23 protein-coding genes are annotated in these 20,944 nt (G+C 66.3%); 11 read left to right on the top strand and 12 right to left on the bottom strand.

All coding sequences use genetic code 11. From position 1 onward, the window contains the following. The first annotated feature begins 74 nt into the window (after positions 1-74). On the top strand, positions 75-1,655 hold the full coding sequence (locus CBI38_RS02165; RefSeq protein WP_109326018.1) for a Rieske 2Fe-2S domain-containing protein: 1,581 nt from the start codon (positions 75-77) through the stop codon (positions 1,653-1,655). Positions 1,656-1,706: 51 nt separating this feature from the next. Here the strand turns inward: CBI38_RS02165 and CBI38_RS02160 are convergent, their stop codons facing one another. The 5 genes from CBI38_RS02160 to CBI38_RS02140 all read right to left on the bottom strand — a co-directional run bounded on the left by CBI38_RS02160 (position 1,707) and on the right by CBI38_RS02140 (position 5,551). Beyond that, the gene (locus CBI38_RS02160; protein WP_109326015.1) at positions 1,707-2,891 is read right to left on the bottom strand and encodes an MFS transporter; all 1,185 of its coding nucleotides are present in this window, start codon (positions 2,889-2,891) and stop codon (positions 1,707-1,709) included. Positions 2,892-3,001: 110 nt separating this feature from the next. Continuing rightward, positions 3,002-3,487, bottom strand: coding sequence for a bacterioferritin (bfr, locus tag CBI38_RS02155; RefSeq protein ID WP_109326014.1), 486 nt, complete (start codon positions 3,485-3,487; stop codon positions 3,002-3,004). Positions 3,488-3,564: 77 nt separating this feature from the next. Then, positions 3,565-3,747, bottom strand: coding sequence for a (2Fe-2S)-binding protein (locus tag CBI38_RS02150; RefSeq protein WP_109326010.1), 183 nt, complete (start codon positions 3,745-3,747; stop codon positions 3,565-3,567). A gap of 94 nt (positions 3,748-3,841) precedes the next feature. Continuing rightward, a complete protein-coding gene (gene serS / locus CBI38_RS02145; RefSeq protein WP_109326005.1) occupies positions 3,842-5,098 on the bottom strand; it encodes a serine--tRNA ligase in 1,257 nt (418 codons plus the stop codon). Between the two features lie 33 nt (positions 5,099-5,131). After that, the gene (locus CBI38_RS02140) at positions 5,132-5,551 is read right to left on the bottom strand and encodes an ankyrin repeat domain-containing protein (RefSeq protein ID WP_109326002.1); all 420 of its coding nucleotides are present in this window, start codon (positions 5,549-5,551) and stop codon (positions 5,132-5,134) included. 81 nt (positions 5,552-5,632) lie between these two features. On the opposite strand from CBI38_RS02140, the gene CBI38_RS02135 reads away from it, so the two are divergent. The 5 genes from CBI38_RS02135 to CBI38_RS02115 all read left to right on the top strand — a co-directional run bounded on the left by CBI38_RS02135 (position 5,633) and on the right by CBI38_RS02115 (position 9,576). Next, positions 5,633-6,739, top strand: a complete 1,107-nt coding sequence (locus tag CBI38_RS02135) for a septum formation family protein (RefSeq protein ID WP_109326001.1) — start codon at positions 5,633-5,635, stop codon at positions 6,737-6,739. Between the two features lies 1 nt (position 6,740). Continuing rightward, positions 6,741-7,091 carry a metallopeptidase family protein gene (locus tag CBI38_RS02130; protein WP_109326000.1) on the top strand — a complete coding sequence of 117 codons (351 nt, stop codon included), beginning with the start codon at positions 6,741-6,743 and terminating at the stop codon, positions 7,089-7,091. 151 nt (positions 7,092-7,242) lie between these two features. Then, positions 7,243-7,548, top strand: a complete 306-nt coding sequence (locus CBI38_RS02125; RefSeq protein WP_109325999.1) for a PE family protein — start codon at positions 7,243-7,245, stop codon at positions 7,546-7,548. A gap of 34 nt (positions 7,549-7,582) precedes the next feature. Further along, a complete protein-coding gene (locus CBI38_RS02120; protein WP_109325998.1) occupies positions 7,583-8,788 on the top strand; it encodes a PPE family protein in 1,206 nt (401 codons plus the stop codon). After that, complete coding sequence (locus CBI38_RS02115; protein ID WP_109325997.1) at positions 8,785-9,576, top strand: ESX secretion-associated protein EspG; 792 nt, start codon at positions 8,785-8,787, stop codon at positions 9,574-9,576. The genes CBI38_RS02120 and CBI38_RS02115 overlap by 4 nt, the downstream gene beginning before the upstream one ends. Before the next feature lies 1 nt (position 9,577). Here the strand turns inward: CBI38_RS02115 and CBI38_RS02110 are convergent, their stop codons facing one another. The 4 genes from CBI38_RS02110 to CBI38_RS02095 form a co-directional block, all read right to left on the bottom strand. Beyond that, positions 9,578-10,972, bottom strand: coding sequence for a lipase maturation factor family protein (locus tag CBI38_RS02110; RefSeq protein WP_109325995.1), 1,395 nt, complete (start codon positions 10,970-10,972; stop codon positions 9,578-9,580). A 64-nt stretch (positions 10,973-11,036) separates the two neighbouring features. Then, on the bottom strand, positions 11,037-11,708 hold the full coding sequence (locus CBI38_RS02105) for a histidine phosphatase family protein (RefSeq protein WP_109325990.1): 672 nt from the start codon (positions 11,706-11,708) through the stop codon (positions 11,037-11,039). Next, positions 11,705-12,640: a prephenate dehydratase gene (gene pheA, locus CBI38_RS02100; RefSeq protein ID WP_109325989.1), complete on the bottom strand. Its 936-nt coding sequence runs from the start codon at positions 12,638-12,640 to the stop codon at positions 11,705-11,707. Before pheA ends, CBI38_RS02105 begins: the two co-directional genes overlap by 4 nt. A gap of 35 nt (positions 12,641-12,675) precedes the next feature. Next, positions 12,676-13,377 carry a hypothetical protein gene (locus tag CBI38_RS02095; RefSeq protein WP_109334802.1) on the bottom strand — a complete coding sequence of 234 codons (702 nt, stop codon included), beginning with the start codon at positions 13,375-13,377 and terminating at the stop codon, positions 12,676-12,678. 93 nt (positions 13,378-13,470) lie between these two features. On the opposite strand from CBI38_RS02095, the gene CBI38_RS02090 reads away from it, so the two are divergent. The 5 genes from CBI38_RS02090 (at position 13,471) to CBI38_RS02065 (ending at position 17,844) form a co-directional block, all read left to right on the top strand. Next, the gene (locus tag CBI38_RS02090) at positions 13,471-14,235 is read left to right on the top strand and encodes a DUF2470 domain-containing protein (RefSeq protein WP_109325988.1); all 765 of its coding nucleotides are present in this window, start codon (positions 13,471-13,473) and stop codon (positions 14,233-14,235) included. 42 nt (positions 14,236-14,277) lie between these two features. Beyond that, positions 14,278-15,090, top strand: coding sequence for a CPBP family intramembrane glutamic endopeptidase (locus tag CBI38_RS02085; protein WP_109325984.1), 813 nt, complete (start codon positions 14,278-14,280; stop codon positions 15,088-15,090). Between the two features lie 264 nt (positions 15,091-15,354). Next, positions 15,355-16,578, top strand: a complete 1,224-nt coding sequence (locus tag CBI38_RS02075; protein ID WP_230990297.1) for an LCP family protein — start codon at positions 15,355-15,357, stop codon at positions 16,576-16,578. 24 nt (positions 16,579-16,602) lie between these two features. Next, entirely contained in the window at positions 16,603-17,154 is a 552-nt protein-coding gene (locus CBI38_RS02070; protein WP_109325982.1) for a ferritin, read from the top strand. A 144-nt stretch (positions 17,155-17,298) separates the two neighbouring features. Beyond that, on the top strand, positions 17,299-17,844 hold the full coding sequence (locus CBI38_RS02065; protein WP_109325981.1) for a ferritin: 546 nt from the start codon (positions 17,299-17,301) through the stop codon (positions 17,842-17,844). Positions 17,845-17,912: 68 nt separating this feature from the next. Here CBI38_RS02065 and CBI38_RS02060 read toward each other — a convergent pair whose 3' ends face one another. Genes CBI38_RS02060 through CBI38_RS02050 form a run of 3 tightly spaced genes read right to left on the bottom strand, consistent with a single transcriptional unit; the run spans position 17,913 to position 20,605 of the window. Beyond that, entirely contained in the window at positions 17,913-18,827 is a 915-nt protein-coding gene (locus CBI38_RS02060) for a DUF5926 family protein (protein ID WP_109325966.1), read from the bottom strand. A 33-nt stretch (positions 18,828-18,860) separates the two neighbouring features. Beyond that, positions 18,861-19,622 carry a glycerophosphodiester phosphodiesterase gene (locus tag CBI38_RS02055; RefSeq protein WP_109325965.1) on the bottom strand — a complete coding sequence of 254 codons (762 nt, stop codon included), beginning with the start codon at positions 19,620-19,622 and terminating at the stop codon, positions 18,861-18,863. Then, the gene (locus tag CBI38_RS02050; protein ID WP_418328306.1) at positions 19,619-20,605 is read right to left on the bottom strand and encodes a DUF4328 domain-containing protein; all 987 of its coding nucleotides are present in this window, start codon (positions 20,603-20,605) and stop codon (positions 19,619-19,621) included. Before CBI38_RS02050 ends, CBI38_RS02055 begins: the two co-directional genes overlap by 4 nt. Positions 20,606-20,944 lie beyond the last annotated feature (339 nt).

Raw genomic sequence — 20,944 nt, 5'->3', positions numbered from 1 at the left:
GCTACCGGAAAGGCGCATGGTTGGCGCAGCCGCCTACCCTGGAACAGTCGCTCAGCTCTTCAGGAGGCATACCAGTGCAGGTCACCAGCGTCGGCCACGCCGGATTTCACATCCAAACCGAGGCAGGATCGATCCTGTGCGACCCCTGGGTGAACCCCGCGTACTTCGGGGCGTGGTTCCCGTTCCCGGACAACACCCAGCTCGACTGGGACGCCCTCGGCAACTGCGACTACCTGTACGTATCGCACCTACACAAGGACCACTTCGATCCGGAGAACCTGAGCAAGCACGTCAACAAGGACGCCACCGTTCTGCTCCCCGACTATCCGGTGCCGGACCTCAAACGGGAACTCGAGGCACTCGGATTCCATAAATTCTTCGAGACCGAGGATTCGGTCAAGCACAGGATCAACGGGGCAGGAATCGAGGTCGCTCCGCAGGCCCCGCTCGCGCCGGGCGACCTGGACATCATGATCATCGCCTTACGGGCGCCCGCCGACGGACCGATCGGCGACTCCGGTCTCGTGGTGTCCGACGGCGAGACGACGTGCTTCAACATGAACGACGCCCGGCCCGTCGACATGGACGTCCTGCACGACGAGTTCGGGAAGATCGACATCCACCTGCTGCAGTACTCAGGCGCCATCTGGTACCCGATGGTCTACGACATTCCCACCAAGACGAAGGCCAACTTCGGCAAGCAGAAGCGTCAGCGCGGCATGGATCGGTGTCGCAGTTACATCGAGCAGGTCGACGCCACCTGGGTGGTGCCCTCGGCAGGTCCGCCGGTGTTCCTGGACGGCGAGCTGCGTTACCTCAACGACGACCGCGGTGACGAGGGCAACATCTTCCCCGACCAGATCACGTTCCTCGAGCAGATGAAGATTCACGGCAACGACGGCGGGATATTGATGATCCCGGGGTCCACCGCGGATGTGAAGGGCGGTGCGCTCACCCTGACGCACCCCATTCCCGACGCCGAGGTCGACAAGATCTTCGCCGAGAAGGCCGCGTACATCGAGGACATGGCGCAGCGGATGGCTCCGGTCCTGGCCGCCGAGAAGGCGGGGTGGGCTCCGGCCGAGGGCGAACCGTTGTTCGAGGCGCTCAAGGCCAAGTTCGAGCCGATCATGAAGCAGTCCGACCTGATCTGCGACGGTATCGGTTACCCGGTCGGTCTGGTGATGGGTGACGAGACCGTCGTCCTCGACTTCCCGCAGCGCATCGTCCGTCCGCGCGGGGAGAAGGACGGCAAGTACCGCTACGGCTTCCGTATCGCGCCCGAATTGGTCCGCACCGTGCTCCGGGACGACGAACCCGACTGGGTGAACACCATCTTCCTGTCCACCCGCTTCGAGGCGTGGCGGGTCGGCGGCTACAACGAGTTCCTGTACACGTTCTTCAAGTGCCTCACCGACGAGCGCATCGCCTACGCCGACGGCTGGTTCGCAGAAGCCCACGACGACTCGGCGTCGATCGAGCTCGGCGGCTACGAGATTCAGCGTCGCTGCCCGCACCTCAAGGCCGACCTGTCCAAGTTCGGCGTCGTCGACGGCACCAATCTCACCTGCAACCTGCACGGCTGGCAGTGGGACCTCGAGTCGGGTCGCTGCAAGACGTCGAAGGGCCACGAGCTGCGGTCCAGCAAGCTCTGATCGCTCGGGCGAATGTACCTTTCGGCGCATCTGAGGCGCCGAAAGGTACATTCACCCGGCGGTGGGTGTGTCCAGCCGAACCGGTGGCAGCCACCGGCGCACCAGGACCGCCGACAGCAGCACCGGGACAGCCAGTGCGGCAACGAGTGTGGTGACCGAGAACCACGTCGAGCCGACAGCGAAACCCACGTAGATCAGAAGTGCGGTGATCTCGCCGAACAGCCCCGACACCGAGGTGACGGTGGCCCGCGCCGGACCGGTGATCGCGTCCTGCACACGAGCTTCCGACACGATCATGGCATTGCCGAGGATGCCGTAGCCCGCGCCGATTGCCGCGAACCCGGTGACACCACCCAGAAGCGCTCCGGCACCGAGCAATACGGCACCCGCTGCGACGACACGGCTCATCGTCACCGCTCGCATCGACGCCGTCCGGCCGGCCGCCGCGGTACCCACCACTTGGCCGGCGACGGTGATGGCCACCAGCAACGGCACCGCCGCCGTCGCGGTGCCACCGTCGCGGGCGAGCAGGCCGAAGTACTCGTCGAAGGCGAGAAATCCGACGAGCACCGACGACAGCACCACGCCTCGGCGGAGCACCGTGTCGTGCGACACCTCCCCGACCCCGGCCCGGAGCATCCCGGCGTAGCGGGACAGCAGTCCACGCCCGCCGGCCACTTCCCGTGTTTCGTCCGCGTCGGCTGCTCTCGGCGCAGCGGGAAGCAGTAGTGCGAAGCCTCCGTGCACCACCGTCGCAGCGACACTGGCCCATCCGACCAGCGTGTAACCACCCAGAACGAAGAGCGGCGCCGCGGTCAGCGTGGCGACGAGGTTGCTCGCCATGGCGCCGGAGTTGGCGTAGCCGAGGAGCCGGGCGAAGGTCTCCGACTTCCCCCGCGCGGCAAGTTCGTCGTACAGCAACGCCTCGAACGTTCCGGACTGGATGGCGCCACTGATGCCCCACAACACGAATCCGGCTGCGAAGCCTGCATACGACGGCGCCACCACCCACACGGTGAATCCCGCGGTGTACAGGGCGGAGGCGAAGACGAGCAGTCCACGCCGGGACACGGTGTCGGCCCACGCGCCCGAGGGCACCTCGGCGACGAACGATACGACGGACCAGATGACGAGTAGCGACGAAATCTGTCCGACGCTGAGGCCGTGGTCGGCGAACAGCAGGTCGTAGAGACCGAAAAGCGGAATGAGGTCACGCGTGGCGGTGTAACCGACCACGCGGACGGTGAGCGATCGCTGGGAGCTGGGTCAAGGCTGAGCGGCGGGATATCTCACGCGCCCATTTTTACACAGAGCGCCCAGCGAGTCGCGCGGTTTTCGTCGATCGACTACCCGGCTGTCGGTGGCTGATCGACGAGCTGGGCCATGTACAGCTGATCGCCCATCTTGTCCATCAACTCGATCTGTGTCTCCAGATAGTCGATGTGCTCCTCTTCTTCCGCGAGGATGCCTTCGAGTAGCTTCGCCGACGTCGCGTCGCCCTTCTCCCGGCACATCTGAATTCCGGGACGCAGGCGTTCGACAACCTCGAGCTCGACCGCGAGGTCGGAGTGGAACTGCTCTCGCAGATCCTGTCCGATGCGCAGCGGGAGCAGCTTCTGATAGTTCGGTAGCGCCTCGAGAAAGAGGATGCGGTCGGTCAAGATCTCGGCGTGAATCATCTCTTCGATGGACTCGGCACGCGTCTTCGCCGCCAGTTTGGTGAAACCCCAGTTGGCCTGCATCTTCGAGTGCAGGAAATACTGGTTGATTGCCGTCAGCTCACTCGTCAACTGTTCGTTGAGAAGAGCGATTACCTCGTCGTTACCGCGCATGACAACCTCCGGTCGCCGGGACTAATGCGACCGTATCAGGCTCGACCACTCTCCGCAGCGGATCGTGGTGTCAGTTGTCAGGCAGCTGTGCGATTACGCTCCGCGTACGCACAGAGAATTTCTTCGAGGCGGTCGACGCAGGTTCCACACCCCCATCCGGCTCCACATCGCTCACCGATGGCATCTGCAGAGTCGGCACCGTCGTGCACATGTTCGTGCACCTCGGTCTCGGTGACGGCCTTGCAGATGCACACGAACATGTGGAGCTCCCTTACGCGAACTATCTGATTAGGTAAGGGTTACATCATTGGGGCGCAGATGCAAGGGTAGCCTTGCATAACGGACAGTATTCTTTTACGGCTTCAATACGTCCGTACCGACGAAGGGCACCAGCGCCTCCGGCACGCGTACCGTCCCATCGGACTGCTGGTGGTTCTCGAGGATCGCCACGATCCACCGCGTGGTGGCCAACGTGCCGTTCAGGGTGGCAGCAGTCTGCGGCTTCCCGTTCTCGTCGCGGTACCGCACGCCGAGGCGCCGCGCCTGGAACGTCGTGCAGTTCGACGTGGATGTGAGCTCGCGGTACGCCTGCTGGGTGGGCACCCACGCCTCGCAATCGAACTTGCGGGCAGCCGAGGAACCCAGATCGCCCCCGGCGACGTCGATCACCCGGTAGGGGACGTCGATTGCGGCCAGCATGTCGCGCTCCCAGGCCAGCAGACGCTGATGCTCGGCGTCGGCATCCTCGGGCTTGCAGTAGGTGAACATTTCCACCTTGTCGAACTGGTGGACCCGGATGATTCCGCGGGTGTCCTTGCCGTAGCTGCCTGCTTCCCGGCGGAAGCAGGTCGACCAACCCGCGTACCGCTTCGGGCCTGCGGAAAGATCGAGGATCTCGCCCGAGTGGTACCCGGCGAGCGGGACCTCGGAAGTTCCGACGAGGTAGAGGTCGTCGTCGGCAAGGTGGTAGATCTCGTCCGCGTGGGCGCCGAGGAATCCGGTGCCCGCCATGATCTCGGGGCGCACCAGCACGGGGGGAATCATCATCTGGAACCCGTTGGCCATTGCCTTCTGCGCGGCGAGCTGCAGCATTCCGAGTTGCAACATGGCGCCGAACCCGGTGAGGAAATAGAACCGGGCGCCGGACACCTTCGCGCCGCGTTCCATGTCGATCAGTCCCAGCGACTCGCCCAACTCGAGGTGGTCCTTGGGCTCGAAGTCGAACGTGGGGACATCGCCGACCGTGTCCAGGGTGACGAAGTCGTCCTCGCCACCGGCCGGGGCGCCGTCCTGGACGATATTGGAGATCGCCCGGTGCGCGGCATCGAGCGCGGCCTGCGCCTCGTGCTGCTCCGCCTCGGCCTGCTTGACCTTGGCCGCGAGTTCCTTGGATCCCTCGAGCAGCGCGGGCCGTTCCTCGGGGGACGCCTGGCCCACCTTCTTACCGAAGGCCTTCTGCTCGGCGCGCAGAGTGTCACCGGCGAGTACCGCGGCGCGACGGGACGCATCGGCCTCGAGCAGCGCGTCGACCAGCGCAGGATCTTCACCGCGGGTGCGCTGCGACTCGCGGACGGCGTCGGGGTTCTCGCGGAGGAACTTCAGGTCAATCACGGTGTCAAACCCTACCGGGCGCCTCCGGCGCGCTCATTCGGGTTTCGGTTCCAGCAGGCTCAGGAGATCTTCCCGGCCGAACATGCGCGCGGCGTCCACCGCGGTGGGGTGCCCGGCTGTGGGGTCGGCACCGCCCGCGACGAGGGTGCACACCACCCCGTCCTCACCCTTGAACAACGCCCCTGCCAGCGGTGACTGGCCCTTGTCGTTGAGTCGGTTGACGTCGGCACCGCGGTCGATCAGAGCCTGGACCGCCTCGGCATGGCCGTGGTAGGCGGCCAGCATGACGAGGGTGTCGCCGTTCTGGTTGGTGAGGTTCACCGGGACCCCGGCGTCGATGTACGTGGCCAACGCCACTGCGTCACCCGCGCGTGCGGCATCGAACACCCGGCCCGCGAGTTCCTGGAGTTCCGGATCCACAGGTTCGGCGGAGGGCTGCGAATGGTCGTTCATGGCACTCGAAGCTACCCCGCCGCGAACCTGATCGAAGGAGTTGTTCTGCTTCTCGCACCGGAACGGGCATGATGGAAAACGATGTCCTCAGATCAGCCGAACGGTGCCGAACCGCAGCCCGGGAACGCCGGGCAACCGACCAAGGCACCCCGCACCATGTCCGCGACCACGACGCGTCGCGCGCTCGCTGCTGTCGCGATCGGCGCCGTGGTCGCGGCGATCGCGACCTTCGCGATCGCAGGTGGGTTCGAGCGCAGCGAGAATCTACCCACCCACTCGGGCGACCCCGGACCCCAGGCCACCGCGTCGGTGGAAGGGGAGGCTTTCGCATCGGCGATCGCCGGCGACTGCCTCGACTGGACACCGTCGAACGATCCGAAAGAGGATCGCAAGGACGTCGCGAAAGTCGACTGCTCCGAGGAGCACCGTTTCGAGGTGGCGGCCCCTCTGGATCTCAGTGTCTACCCGGGCGCAGAGTTCGGCCCGGGTTCGCGCTACCCGGGCGCCCTGCGGTTCGCCGAGCTGCGGGACGAGCACTGCGTGCCCGCCGTCGAGACCTACCTGGGTTCGCGTTTCGACCCTTACGGGAAGTTCAGCGTCGGTCTCATGTTCCCCAGCGAGGCAGGCTGGACCGCCGGGGAGCGCACCCTGCGGTGCGGTCTCCAATTCTCTGGCACCGCAGGCACTTTGCTGCCTTTCAGTGGGCGGGTGGCCGAGCAGGACCAATCCAATGTCTGGGATCCCGGCACCTGCATCGGCATCAATCAGAATGTCCCCACCGATCCCGTCGACTGCGTGCAGCCCCACGCGTACGAGGTGATCTCCGTGGTCGATCTCGGCACCCAGTTCCCGGGTTCGATGCCGTCGGTCGAAGATCAGGACAAGTACCTCGAGGGCGTGTGCACCCAGGCGTCCAACGAATTTCTCGGCTCGGCGGACGCGTTGCGGAACAAGACCCTCACCCTGTTCTGGGACAACCTGGAACTCGACAGCTGGCTGGCGGGCAGCAGGCGCATCAACTGTTCGGTGGGCAAGGAGACCGACACCGGCGGCTTCTCGACCATCACCGGGTCCGCCAAGGGCGACATCCTGATCAACGGCGCAGCGCCGGTACCGCCACCGCCTACTCCGGAGGGCAGGTCGATGCCGACACCGCTTCCCGGCGCAGCTCCGGTTCCCGGGCGCTGAGGTGCCGGTTCTGATGACGCCCGACCGATTCGAGGAATTGGTGGGGGACGCTCTCGATCTGATTCCGCCTCAACTCGCGACCGCAATCGACAACGTCGTCGTCCTCGTCGACGACCGCAACGAAGACGATCCGCATCTCCTCGGGCTGTACCACGGAATAGCGCTGACCGAACGGGACAGTCATTACGGCGGTTCGCTACCCGATACGATTACCATCTACCGCGACGCCCTCCTCGAAATGTGCAGTTCAGAGGAGGAAGTCGTTCACGAAGTGGCCGTTACCGTGATCCACGAGGTTGCACACTACTTCGGGATAGAAGAAGATCGCTTGCACGAGCTCGGCTGGGGATGAACGGTTTTCCCGAGAATTTTTTTCTCGGGATCGGGGGGAACCGAAGAGCGCGTGGCGGCGTCCAAGGAAGTAGGGACGCTGCACCATGCAGTTCGCTTGCCGGGGGGCAACTGCCTTCCGTACCCGCCTAGGTCAGAAGGAGTTCGACGCAATGCCAGCTCTGCACGTCGCACCCGAAGCTCTTGTCGCCGCCGCCGTGGAACTCGACGCGCTCGCCGCGCGCCTCGAGGCTTCGGTCGCACTGAACTCCGCAGCAATCCGGGTACTCCCGTCGGGGAGCGAAGAAGTCTCCCTCCATGCCGCCGGTTACTTCAACACGGTCGCAGGAACGTTCACTCCTGCTGTCGCCCAAGGAATTCTCGAGATGCGGGAGACCGCGAACACGCTCCGCACCCAAGCCGCTCTGTACGCCGCCGAGGACTTTGCCCTGGGCGCGTCGCTCGCTGCGGGCATGTGACCGGTACGCCTCGAGACCAGTAGGAGAATCGCACATGACCATGGGACTGACAGGTGTCATCTGGTTGCCCCGCGGGGCCACCGTCAACTCGACCACGCTCATCGCGGGCGCAGGCCCGGTGCCGCTCAGCGTGGCGAGCGCTGCATGGACTGCGCTGTCCACCAGCTTCGTCGACGCCAACCTCACGCTCGTTCGGGTGATGGCCGAGCTGGCCGCCGGCTGGCAGGGCGTATCGGCCGTGGCCGCACTCGCCAAGATCACGCCGTTCACGGTATGGACGGCCGAGTGCGCCGAACTGGCGGCAGACACCGCCGTCAAGGCCGGACTCGAGGCGGGCGCATACACGACGGCCGCCCTCATCATGCCCAGCATTCCCGAGATCGTGGCGGTCAAGACCGCGAAGGCCACCGCCTACTCGACGGGCGGTGCTCTCAACGGTTCCGCGGCAGTCGCCGAGGCCGCCGACCGGGCGATGGACATCCGGGCAGGGCTCGTGATGGAGGGGTACGAGGCCGCATCCAACATCCTCGCGCTCAAACGCCCGTACAAGCAGCCCCCACGCATCGTCACCAAAGCCGATTCCAAAGAGGTCGGAACCTTCGAGGACGTCCCGCAGGACGGCAACTTCGACCCGACACGGGCCGCCGCCGCCGCGCTGATGGCGGCCGGTCAGAATCCCGCGGTCACCACCGCCGCATCGCAGGTCGGCAGTATCGCCGGTACCACCGTTTCCACCGCCACGTCGGCGGCGAGCAACATCGGTGGGGCGGCGCTGTCCGCGGCCACCAGCTCGGCGGCCACCCCGATGATGGCTGGTGCGCCGATGCTGTCGGGTGGCTCGTACAGCGGTGGCGGCGCGGCTTCCACGTCGACGGCGGCAGCACGGACGTCGGCCGGTGCGCTCGGTGCCGGGACGGGAGCCGGCGGTGCGACTCTTCCCGAGGGCTGGGGAAAGACGGATGCTCTGGGCCAGGGTGCTCGGCCCGGAGCGCCCGCGGCCACACCCGGCGCAGTGATCGGAGACGTCCGGGCCGACATGAATCCCGCTACGGCGGCACGTGGAGCAACGGGTAGCGGACCCATGATGAGCGGGCGCGGCGCGGGTCCGGCCGGTTCGCAGGACGACGAAGAACGGGACACCCCCGATTATCTGAAAAACTTCGAGCACTTCGCCGACGGACGCACGGTCATTCCTTCGGTGATCGGCGCCAACCCCGACCACCCGGAGAGCGGACGTTGATAGACCTGGGCACCCAGGCGGGACCGACCCTGCCGGCGGCGACCCTGAGCCTCGACGAGATGGATGTCCTCGTCGACCGGCTCGCGCTCGACGTCCTGCCGGTGGTGCTCGACGCCGGCCCGCGGTACGACTCGTACGAAGCCAGGGACACAGCGTTTCGCGACGCCGTCGCCGGCCTCACCGCCCGGGATCTCCTCCCGGGCGGTGAGGTTCGCGCCGAGCTTGCTGCCGGGCTGCAGGTTCTTGCCCGCCCGCGGTGGGAAATTGCTCTGCGCTGGTACGTCGACGGAAGCATCTCGCGGTTGTGTGTTTCCCGGGGCGACACCATGTCGGTGCTCACCATGCGCGCCGGCGACACCTACGTGGTGCAGGACGCCGGCGTCGACATCTTTGCGCCGGTCATCGCTGCCCTCGGCACCGCGGAGCCGATGGACTTCGGCGTGGTCAACGCACCCACTGCCCAACTCGGTGAGGTGTTCGACGCGGGAGGTGACGGTAACGCTCTCGCGGCTGGCCTCACCGCACTCGGTGTCGCGCCGTCCGATGCCACCGCGTTGGGCACCGCGATGGCAACCTGCAACACCTACGCCGAAATAGTGGGAATCGTGTACGGCGACGGGCAGTACGACCCCGTCGGTGGTCCCGTTACCGTATTCGACACGCACAAAGGGCGAATCGTCGGCACGTCCAGCGTATCCGCGCATGGCGTCGCCTGGTCTTCTCTGAGCCCGGGTACACCACAACGTCTGCGCCAGGCCCTCGAGTTCCTGGCCGACAGATTGCACTGAGTTACACCGGTTCACGCTTCCACCACGCCCCCGTCTCGCGGCGCTCCTTCCAGGTGGTGAACCGGTAGCGGTACAGGCGTGCACGCACATGTTGAGGCGGGGCGTCGGGGAAAGGATTGTGGCGCAGGAGTTTCAGCGTGTCGCGGTCGTTCCTCAGCAGCCGCTCCACGAAGGCAGGAAACCATGGATCGGCATAGCCCGGTGAGATCGGAATAAACCAGAACAACCAATCGAGCCGCAGATGGTACGGCGCGAACTGCCGTGGCCGGCGATTCACATCACCCGGTTTTCCCTTGAACTCGTACTCCTTCCATTCGGACTGCGCGGTGATCGCCGAGTCGGATGTCCCCTCCACAATCACTTCGTACCGAACTTTGGTGACGCTGCCGAAGGCGCCGTAGGTGTTCACCAGATGCCACGAGTTGAACGACGCATTCATCCGCTGACCGTGCGAGATCATGTTGCGGATCGGCCAGTAACTCAGCACCACCACCAACGCTGTCACAGCGACCACCAGGACGACGAAATACAGCGGCGCCGACGAACTTCCCTCCGGGAGCGATACCGGCACAACCATCTCGAACACACTGTCCGGGATGACCGACAGACCCAGCACGATCGTGATCCAGTTCAGCCAGGAGAAGTTACCGCTCGCCACCAGCCACAGTTGAGTGATGATCATGACGGCCGCGGCGATCGCCGCCACCGGCTGGGGCGCAAACAGCCCGAACGGCATCACTAATTGCGCGAAGTGATTTCCCAGCACCTCGAGCCGGTGGAGTCTTTTCGGCATTCGGTGGAAGTACCAGCTGAGCGGGCCGGGCATCGGCTGGGTTTCGTGGTGATAGTAGAGGCAGGTGAGGTCACGCCAGCATTTGTCGCCGCGCATCTTGATCAGTCCGGCGCCGAACTCGAGCCGGAACAATAACCACCGCACCGCAATCAGCACCAGAATCGGCGGACCGACGGAGGAGTTACCGAGGAAAATCGCCAGAAACCCGGCTTCAAGGAGTAGCGACTCCCAGCCGAAGCTGTACCAGATTTGCGAGACGTTGACGATCGACAGGTAGAGGATCCACAGCACCAACCACACCAGCATGCAGGCGGCAAGCGGCATGAATTGCGTCGCACCCAGCAGAGTCGCGAGTGCCAACCCGGCGCCAGTCCAGGCAACTGCCGCGAAGAACCGATCCGAGTAGTGGAAGTGAAAGACACTCGGTGCGCGTGCGAAGGGGACGGCCCGCAGGAACCGCGGAATCGGCATCATGCCGTCACTACCGACGAGCGGCCTGAACTGATGCACCGCGCCCAGGAAGGCGACAAGGTAGATCGCCGCGAGCCCCTCGGTGACGAGCAGCCGCCCGAGGGAATAGTCTTCGGCTACGAACCATTCCATTGCCGTCACTCCTCGAGGACGGTTTTCTCCATCGTCGCGCAGCGGGTGGAAGTCCGCAACGCATTCACCCCATCGGGTCGTCGGCCCCGGGAATCACGCGATGTTCGAACGGCGGCTCGATCGTTCCCCACCGCACACATTCCCAGCCTCCGCCGGGGGTCGGTACCAACTCGACCGACTCCGTGTTCGCGAGGTGGTTATTGGCGGCGAACAGCCCGGGAACATCCGCCAGCTGTGCGGCGACGAGGCGGATCGCGGCGCCGTGGCTGACGAGGACGACATCTCCCGATCGGTTCGGATCGTCGAGATACTCCGCGCGCAGGGTATCGACGACCGGCACGTAGCGGTCGAGGATGTCGTGAGCGGATTCGCCACCGGGTACGCGGGCTCCCAGCTCACCCGCGTGCCACAGGTGGAATGTCTTCATGAACAGGGCGTGCGATTCATCGTCACGGCGATCCTCGAGTTCACCCGCCTGCGCCTCGTACAACCCCTCACGGGTCTGGGCGGTAAGCCCGGTGGCACGTTCGACCGCGCCCGCCGTCTGCCGGGCGCGCAGGGCCTCCGAGTTGACGAGCGCAGCGAGCGACGCACGGGCCGCGAGCCGGGCCCCGAGAGCGTCGGCCTGGGCCTGCCCCTCCGGGGTCAGCGGTGCGCCGGGCAGCCGGGTGTCGAGTCGGCGTTCGACGTTCGCCTCGGTCTGTCCGTGCCGTACCAGAATCAGCTTGCCGCTCACAGTTCCCTGTCTCCCTGACGGATTCGTTCGATCCAGTCCGCCGCGTCTCCGTCGGACGGCGGGGGCGGACCACTCGGGTTCGCGGCCGGCCACGAGCCGAGGAAGCGCACGGTCGACTTGCGGTGCAGCGCGCGGAATGCCTCGGCGACCAGCGGATCGTCGAGGTGACCGATGCAGTCGACGAAGAACCGGTAGGAGCCGGGTTCGGTGCGAACGGGCCGGGATTCGATGCGGATGAGGTCGATTCCGCGAGTGGCGAACTCGGAGAGGACGCTGACGAGCGATCCGGGTTCGTTGTCGGGCTGCAGCACCGCGGAGCTCCGGTCGCTACCGGTGCGCGGCGGGACCCGCGTCGGGGCGGTGACGAGCACGAACCGCGTCCGCGCGCCGGCTACGTCCGCGACACTGCTGGCCAGTGCGTGCAATCCGAGACGCCTGCCGGCCAGCGCGGTCGATACCGCGGCGTCGGCGAGACCATGCGAGACGTCCTCGGCCGCACCCGCATTGGACGATGCGGTCTGAATCTCGGCGTCGGGGCAGTTCTTGTCCAGCCAGGTCCGCACCTGGCCGGCGGCGACGGGATAGGCGCGCACGGTCCGCACCTGGTCGAGGCGATCGATGCCGGGTCGACCCAGAATTTCGAACGCCACGTCCAGTTCGGTCTCGGCGACGATCTGTAGCCGTTCGCCCAGGGCCAGGGAGTCCAGCGTGGGCACCACAGCCCCCTCGACAGAGCTCTCGATGGGGACGACGGCACCGTCGACCACACCGTCGCGTACCAGCTCGAGCGTGGCCGGGGGGCTGGACGCGGCGACGCGTTCGACCGGCCCGTCGAAGGCGCCCGCCCCCTCGAGTTCGGCGAGCGCCATTTCCGTGAAGGTTCCCGAGGGTCCGAAGTACGCGATCTTTGGCACGCCTATGAGATTACGCATCGAGAGTTGACGGCCCGGCGCTATGCGGTGAATCTTTATCGCAACCCGGCGGCGGCGAGTTCGCGACTCACCCGGGCGGGATCGCTCACCTCGATGCCCAGCAGCACTTCCCGGACAGCCTCGGCCGCCTCCGGACCGAGCGCCGCAAGCTTCTCCGCGGTCGGGTCGGCGAGAGCCGACCGGACGTTGTCTCCGCGCAGCGACGCGACGGTGCCGGACAACAGGGCGAGCACCTCGGCGGCGTCACACGCCCTGGCCACGTATCCGACGTCCGCATGGGCGAGGACCGCCAGGAAATCCGCCACCTCACCGATGGAGCATCCACTGCCCAGGCCGGGGATGCGTCCGGCATCGGCGAGTTGCTGCGCCGATTCTGCGAGCCCGAGGTCGCCGTCGCCGACGAACACGGCGAGCGGCGAGGGCAGTCGCAACGCGAGTGCGTCGCCGAGCTGCGCCGCAGGGCAGTCGAGGTGGAATCGGACTGCCTCGTAGGACGCCTGTTCTCGGGTACGCAGCTCGGCGGGGTCGATGTCGAGGCCGACGATGATGCGGCCCGCGTCGGTGCCGTGGCAGCCGATCAGAGTGGACGCAAGAACCACCCGGGGCCCGACTGTTCCTCCGATCGTGTCCGCGGGGTCCGCGGATACTCCGGCGGTGGGTGCCGCGCTGAGCAGGCCTTCGAGCAGCGACTGCGGTCCGCGCGAACGCGGAACTCCGAGGGAAAGAGGAATTGCCACCTCCACACCGTAATCCTGCGGTGGTCTTGCCAACCGACGCACGTCACATTAGGTTAGGTTTACCTCAGTACCGCTGCTCCCGAAGGAGGCTCCATGCCCGTCACGACTACCGGACCGACCACCGCCGAGCGTGTGCGTAGTTCGTGCGCACGGACCCAGGAGGCAGTACTCGCTGTCGAGGGCAGCGCTCCTACGGTCACGTCCGTCCACCACCTGCGCGCCGGCGGAGACGTCGTCGTCGCGGTGCCGACCGACTCGGCGGCGGCCACCCTGTCCTGGTTGGCCGGTGGCGGCGGAATCCCCGCGGTCCTGGAGCTGACCGACAATTCCCCGCTCCCACTCCGCGAGCCCGTGCGATCACTCGTCTGGCTACGGGGCACCCTTCACTCCCTGTGCGAGGCGCACACCCGCGCCCTCGCGGACGAGGTCGCCTCCGAATACCCGCATCCCGGACTGCTCGACGTCGGGCACGACGCCACGCTGTTGCAGCTACGGCTCGAATCGGCCGTCGTCGCCGACTCGACCGGCGCCGAACCCGTCTCCCTTCCCGACCTGCTCGCAGCCAGGCCCGACCCGTTCTGGGAAATGGAAACGGCCTGGCTTCAGCACCTCGACGAGGATCACACCGACCTCATCGACCTGCTCTCCCGCAAGCTTCCACCGCACATGCGGCAGGGACGCATCCGTCCGCTCGGCATCGACCGCTACGGGTTGCGGTTGCGCGTCGAGAGCGACAACGGTGACCGCGACATCTGGATGCCGTTCGCGAATCCGGTGGACGACGCCCTGTCGCTGAGCCGGGCGATACGACTGCTCGTCGGATGCCCCTTCGTCAACGGTCTGCGCGCCCGCGGCTGATCGGCATCGGCAACTCAGGGTCCCGCGCGCTAGCGTTGCCGCGTGATCTCGCGGACAACGCTCGACTCCTGGTTACGCCCCGCATCACCCGAGCTGCCGGTGGTGCCGGCGAAGGAACGCCGCGGGCTGTGGATCGAAATCACGATCGTCCTGCTCGTCACCTTCGGGACCAGCGGGTTGTCGGGATTGCTGTCGCTGACCGAGTCCCTGCTGACGCCCGGTGACCTCGCCGACCAAGCGGTGGCGCTGAACGTCGCACGCGCGGAGAACCAGTTCATCGATGCGGCACGGCAGCTGCTCGGTGTCGTGAAACTGCTGTCCTGGGCGGCGCTGGGTCTGTATCTCCTGTGGCGTGGCGGCATCAGCCTCGCCTCGGTGGGGCTGGGGCGTATCCGGTGGCGACCCGACGCGGTACAGGGTGTCGGGCTGGCTGCGCTGATCGGGCTCCCCGGCCTCGGCTTCTACTTGCTGGCGCGTGCGGTGGGCGCCAACCTGACCGTCGTCCCGAGCACGATCGGTGACCATTGGTGGCGGCTTCCCGTCCTCGTCCTCTGGGCGATCGCCAACTCGGGGGCCGAGGAGGTACTGGTCGTCGCCTATCTCGTCACCCGACTGCGGCAACTGGGATGGAGCGAGAACTCGTCCCTGCTGGCGTCGGCCCTGCTGCGTGGCACCTACCACCTCTACCAGGGCTTCGGCGGCGGGCTGGGCAATGTGGCGATGGGTGTGGTGTTCGGCCGGTACTGGCAGAAGACCGGCCGGATGTGGCCACTCGTGATCGCGCACGCCACCATCGACTCGGTGGCTTTCGTCGGCTACGCGGCACTGCGTGGCCACGTCGGCTGGATTCCGTAATCCTTCGAGACCAGTAAAGTCGTGCGGGTGACCGGCGACGCACCCTATCCACCGCTGCCGCCCCGTCCGCCTCGGCGGACGCAGGGCGGCGGGCCCGCGCCGCAGTCGCCGAACCGCCGTACCCCACCTCCCGGCCCGCACGGTTCCGCCCCGCCTCCGCCTCCTCGCGTTCCGCCACGAGGATCTCCGGGACCGCCGCCGCCGCGACCCCGGCACCCGGCGCCCCGCCCCGGCCCAACAGGTCCGCCTCCGGAAGGAACCCAGGTGATCCGGCGAGACGGGCGAGGTACCCCACCCGCCCCGCAGCAGGCGTGGTCGCAGGCGCCCGAACCGCGATTGTCGCGGTCCGCGCCTCCTCGCTCGGATGGCTACGCGCCCACCCAGACGCCGCAGCCCTATCGTGAGCCACCGCAGTATCGTCAGGCGCCGCAGTACCGACAGGCGTATGTCCCGGATCGGCGCCCCCCTCGCAACCCGCCGCCCCCGCTCGCGCCTCCCCGCAACCCCGAACCACCGCGTCAACGCAGACCCAGACGCCGGCGAAACTGGGGCAGTCGCATCGGCATCCTCTTCCTGGTGTTGATCCTTGCCCTCGCCGGCATGACCTACTACCTGGACACCTCCCTGAACCGGGTCGACGCCCTCGCCGATTACGACGGCCGGGTCGGCGACACCCCCGGCACCAACTGGCTGCTGGTCGGGTCGGACAGCCGCACCGGGTTGACACCCGAACAGGAGCAGGAGTTGTCGACCGGCGGCAACAGCGGTCCCGACCGCACCGACACCATCATCGTGATGCACCTCCCGAGCAGCGGCGGGCCGGCGACCATGGTGAGCATCCCCCGCGACTCCTACGTGTCCATACCGGGCTACGGCGAGGACAAGATCAACGCGTCGTTCGCATTCGGTGGCCCGCAATTGCTGGTGCAGACGGTCGAGGAAGCGTCCGGGCTGCACATCGACCACTACGCCGAGATCGGGTTCGGCGGTTTCGCCGGGATCGTCGACGCCATCGGTGGTGTCGAGATGTGCCTGGATGCCCCCATCGACGACCCCCTCGCCGGCATCAACCTGGCGCCCGGCTGCCAGGAGCTGTCCGGCTCGGACGCCCTCGGATTCGTCCGCACCCGTGCAACGGCGCTCGCCGACATCGACCGCATGAACCACCAGCGGAAGTTCATGGCCGCGCTGATGGCGAAAGCCACCAGCCCGGCAACGTGGCTGAACCCGTTCCGGGTGTGGCCGCTGGTCACCGACACAGCCAAGTCGTTGCGCGTGGACGAGGGCGATCACATCTGGAACCTCGCAATGCTCGCGTGGGCGGTGCGCGGTGACATGGTCACCACCACGGTCCCGGTGGCCGGATTCGAGGATGTCGACGGTTCGGGGAACGTGCTGGTGTGGGACGACGAACGGGCGTCGCAGTTCTTCGGCGCCCTCGCCGAGGATCGGCAGGTTCCCGCCGAACTGGTCACCACAGGCCAGTGACGTCGCATCCGTAAACTGAGCCGCATGACACAGTCGGCGCCAACGAAACCCAGTGAATTCCACCACCTGCTGCAACAGCAGATCCGCAACGAATTCACGGCGTCACAGCAATACATCGCGGTGGCCGTCTACTTCGATTCCCACCATCTCCCGCAGTTGGCGAAGCGGTTCTATACCCAGGCCACCGAGGAACGCCGCCACGCGATGATGATGATCCAGTACCTCCTCGATAATCACGTGGACGTGACCGTTCCGGGTATCGACGACGTGATCACGGATTTCGACTCGGTGCGGGCACCGGTGGAACTGGCGCTGAAACAGGAAGAAGCGGTCACCGAGCAGATCACGAAACTCGCCCGCACGGCCCGCGACAACGGGGACTACCTCGGCGAGCAGTTCATGCAATGGTTCCTCAAGGAGCAGGTCGAGGAAACTGCGGGCATGAACACCCTGCTGACCATCGTCGACCGCGCGGGCCACGATGTGTTCAACGTCGAAGACTTCGTCGCCCGGGAGATGAACGCCGCCCCGCGCGCCGATTCGACCGCGCCCAAGACCGCAGGTAGTGGAGCCTGAAGGCGCCCCTGATAAACCCGAAACGGTGCGCGATAATTCGGCGGAATTCGCGCCGAATTAGGCCGCAATAAGTTTGGGAACCCTTGCCATAATTAGGCAGAACTTGCATGACAACGCCGTCTGACCAGCTATATCGTGTGTCCCATGACTTCCGTTGACGCGCACAAGACAAAATTCCACGCTCTGCTGCACGACCAGATTCGCAACGAATTCAACGCGTCACACCAGTACACCGCGACTGCCGTCTATTTCGATAATGCGGACCTTCCGCAGCTGGCCAAGCACTTCTACAAGCAGGCCGTCGAGGAACGCAATCACGCGATGATGATCATCCAGTACTTCCTGGATCGCGGAATCAACGTGGAGCTGTCGGGTGTCGACGCCGCGAAGGGCAACTTCGAGAATGCGCGTGAGCCGATCGCGCTGGCTCTGACGCAGGAGAAGACGGTCACCGAGCAGATCGTGCAGCTCGCGAGCACCGCCCGCGAAGAGGGCGACTACCTCGGCGAGCAGTTCATGCAGTGGTTCCTCAAGGAACAGGTCGAGGAGGTCGCCAGCATGACCACTCTGCTCGCCATCGCCGACCGCGCGGGCGCCAACATGTTCCATCTGGAGGACTTCGTCGCTCGCGAGATGAGCGTCGTGGACGACACCGCCGGAGCGCCTGCTGCCGCCGGCGGCGCCATCTAGGCGGCTCCGCCGCCCGTGAGTGGTTAACGAGTCTCTGCACTCCTTAACCACTCACGGGCCCGGAGGGCCTAGCGCAACGTGACCTGGCGACCGCGGAGGCCGTCGCGGGCGCGGCGCTCGTCGGTGGTGAGCGGAGCATCGACGGCCAGCGCCTGCGCGAGTCGGTCACCGAGCTCGACCGTGGCGGCCGCCCACTCGTTGGGGTGCTTCTCTCGATCCAGGTCGAAGACCGGAACGAGAAGGCCGTGCGTCCGGAAGGAGCCGGCATAGCGCGACCCTTCACCCAGGTGCAGCCCGCCGGTGGCGTGGACCCGCGCCAGCGCCAGCATCAGGTCGTCCTCGTTTTCGGGACGCACCCAGCGGATGTGCGCCTTCTCCCCCGCATCTACCCACCACGCCGCCACGACGCCTTCGGCTTCGACCCGCGCGGACGGCATGATTGCCGCGTTGGCGTGCTGCACCGTGGTCGCGACCTCGGGTGCCGGTTCCACCCCTTCGGGGATCCACCAGTTGAAATCCTGGTGCACCGTGATGTCGAGCAGAGCGTCCGCGTCGATCACCTCGGCCGGTGCGGGGGTGTCGGCACCGGGGTTGGCGGAGGCCAGCGATTCTCCGGCCGCGGCGTCTCGAACCCACACGACGGAGGCCGCCAAGTCGGCACCGAGGTCCGCAGAGTGCGCCTGGACCTGTACACCGACGAACCCGGTGGCGTCCTCGCCTTCGTCACGGACGAGCGCCGCCACGGCACCCGGCAGGACGGTCGCCAACGTCACCGGACGCGAGGAGTCCTTCACCGGCAGCGGTGCTGTTGCGGAGGGGACGAATTCACGCAGCGCGACGAGGTCGCATTCCGCGGCAAGGCCTTCGAAGGGGCGCGTCACGGCCGCGGCGGCACTTTCCCGTTCCGCCTTCCGCTGCGCGAGCTTCTCGGCGCGGGCACTGTCGGGCTTCGGTCCACTGTTTCTCTTGCTCTTCTTTGCCACGACGCCAAAACCTACACGCCGGAAGAGCCTCGGTCAGGAGGCCAGCCAATTCTTGGTGCGCCCGGGGTGGTTGGTAGCCACCCAGCTGACGCCGAGTTCGCGACACAGAGCGACATCGGTCCGATCGTCGACGGTCCAGCAGTAGGTGGCCCGTCCTGCGGCCGCGGCCTTGTCGACCATGTCGGGGTGCTCGTGCAGGGTCTTGACCGAGGGACCCACCGCGGTGGCGCCGACCGTCGTGGCCGCTCCTCCGCCGAGATAGCGGGCCGACTCCCCCAGCAGCACGGTCGGGAGCATCGGCGCCGATCTCCGGATCCGCCAGACGGCTCCGGCCGAGAACGACATCACGACGGCGCGCGAGTGGTCGGCCGACGGCGGGGACGCGATGCCGAACCGCTGCAACTCGGCCAGGACCTTGCTTTCCACGAGCCCGCCGAACCTGACGGGATGCTTGGTTTCGATGAACACCTTGACGGGCCTCGCCGAGGCGAGAGCGAGCTCGATGAGCGCACTCAATTCGAGAAGTTCGGCGGGCTCTTCGGCGGTGCCGTAGTTATATTGGGCCAGCTCGTCGCGCGTCATCTCGCTGACGACGCCTACGCCGTCGGAGGTGCGATCGATGGTGCGATCGTGGACGCACACGAGGTGGCCGTCCTTCGTGAGCCGCACATCGCATTCGAGCCCGTCGGCACCCTCTCTCAGCGCGAGTTCGTACGCGGCGAGGGTGTGTTCGGGCTTGGCTGCGGACGCACCACGATGCGCGACGACGAGCGGTCCGCGCCGATCGGGGCTCACGAGGCGAGCGCTTCCTGATCAGGTGTTCCCGAGTTCTTTGCCGGTAGTTCCGATTCGGACGGCGGATCGGTGGCGATCACCCAACGGGTGACCGCTTCCTTCGTCCCCTTCAGAGTGCGGCCCTCGAGTCTGCGCAGAACCAGCAGGGCGAGCAGCGCGGTGGCCGCCGCGATCATTGCGGTGAACGCAGACAGGAGGACGCCGTCAGCCATGGCCTGCAACCCGGGACGGGACCGCCAGAACCAGTTGAAGACGAGGAGGACGACACCGAAGACCCACATGGCCCACCAGGCGCGCACGAGCGTGACAGCTCGGGGATCTCGCCGGACGACCTCGAGTAGGAACACACCCGGCATCACCAGGTTGAGGCCGGGGACGGCGCAGCCGACGATCAGTTCACCGGCGGAACGCGGATCCGACCGACGCTCCCGGGCGAATGTGCGGCGGCGGATCCGCAGCAGCCAGCACACGCCACTGATGCCGGACAGCAGGGCAAAGAGCATTCCACCGGCTTGGGTGACGAAGACGGCGACATCCGAGACGGCGAGCACGGTCGGGTCGACCAAACGGGTCCTGTTCCAGACGAGGACGGCGTAGCGACCCAGTTCAGCCGGCACGGCCAGCGCGTACAGGCCGGCGGTGGCGATCAGGAAGGTGGCGGCCTTGTCGGCGAGTGCTTCCGGCCAGTTCCTCCCCCCAGGAGAAGAATCGACATGGTCCTGAAGTCCCCAACGCGGAACGTCGGTGTAGTGGGGTGTCGGACTGGGCGCAGGTGGATCAGCGGCCAGCCCCCCACGCCGGAGGGGTGGTCGCGCCACCCAACGGAAGCCTCGCTGATCGGGAGAAAGCTGCTGCTCCGTCCGGATGGGTGCGAGGAGCACGCCGTGACAGCGAGGACACCACTGTGCCGGGGCGCCGAGAACTGGCCACCGGCCGGCGCATCGTGCGCACACCTGAATGACGCTCATGCCGTCCGCACCCACTTCACAGTTCCGATTCTGTCACGACACACCTGTTGGGGTCGGGCAGCGACCGATTCGTCCTTTTCCCGCCAATTTTGTGAGCTGCGCCACGGGGATTCTCGAGTTATCCACAGTTTCCACAGGTTCATCCACAGTTATGAACACTGCTCACACCGCGCAATTCCTGGTCAGAAGGCGTGGACAATCTCCGTTGTTGACAGCCTCGACATGAACGGTCCACAACCGTGGATGAACTTGACACCGCAGGTCGGTGAACGATGCGATTCGGCTGGGCGACGGCGCGGCCCGGAATTACCCCTCCATGCCGGGTTGCCCGCGAAGCAACCCGAAAACTCCGGA

Origin of the sequence: Rhodococcus oxybenzonivorans (genome assembly GCF_003130705.1) — a bacterium.
GTDB classification, from domain to species: Bacteria; Actinomycetota; Actinomycetes; order Mycobacteriales; family Mycobacteriaceae; genus Rhodococcus_F; species Rhodococcus_F oxybenzonivorans.
Note: the sequence above shows the minus strand (reverse complement) of the source record. Positions and strands in the feature narration are given on the sequence as shown.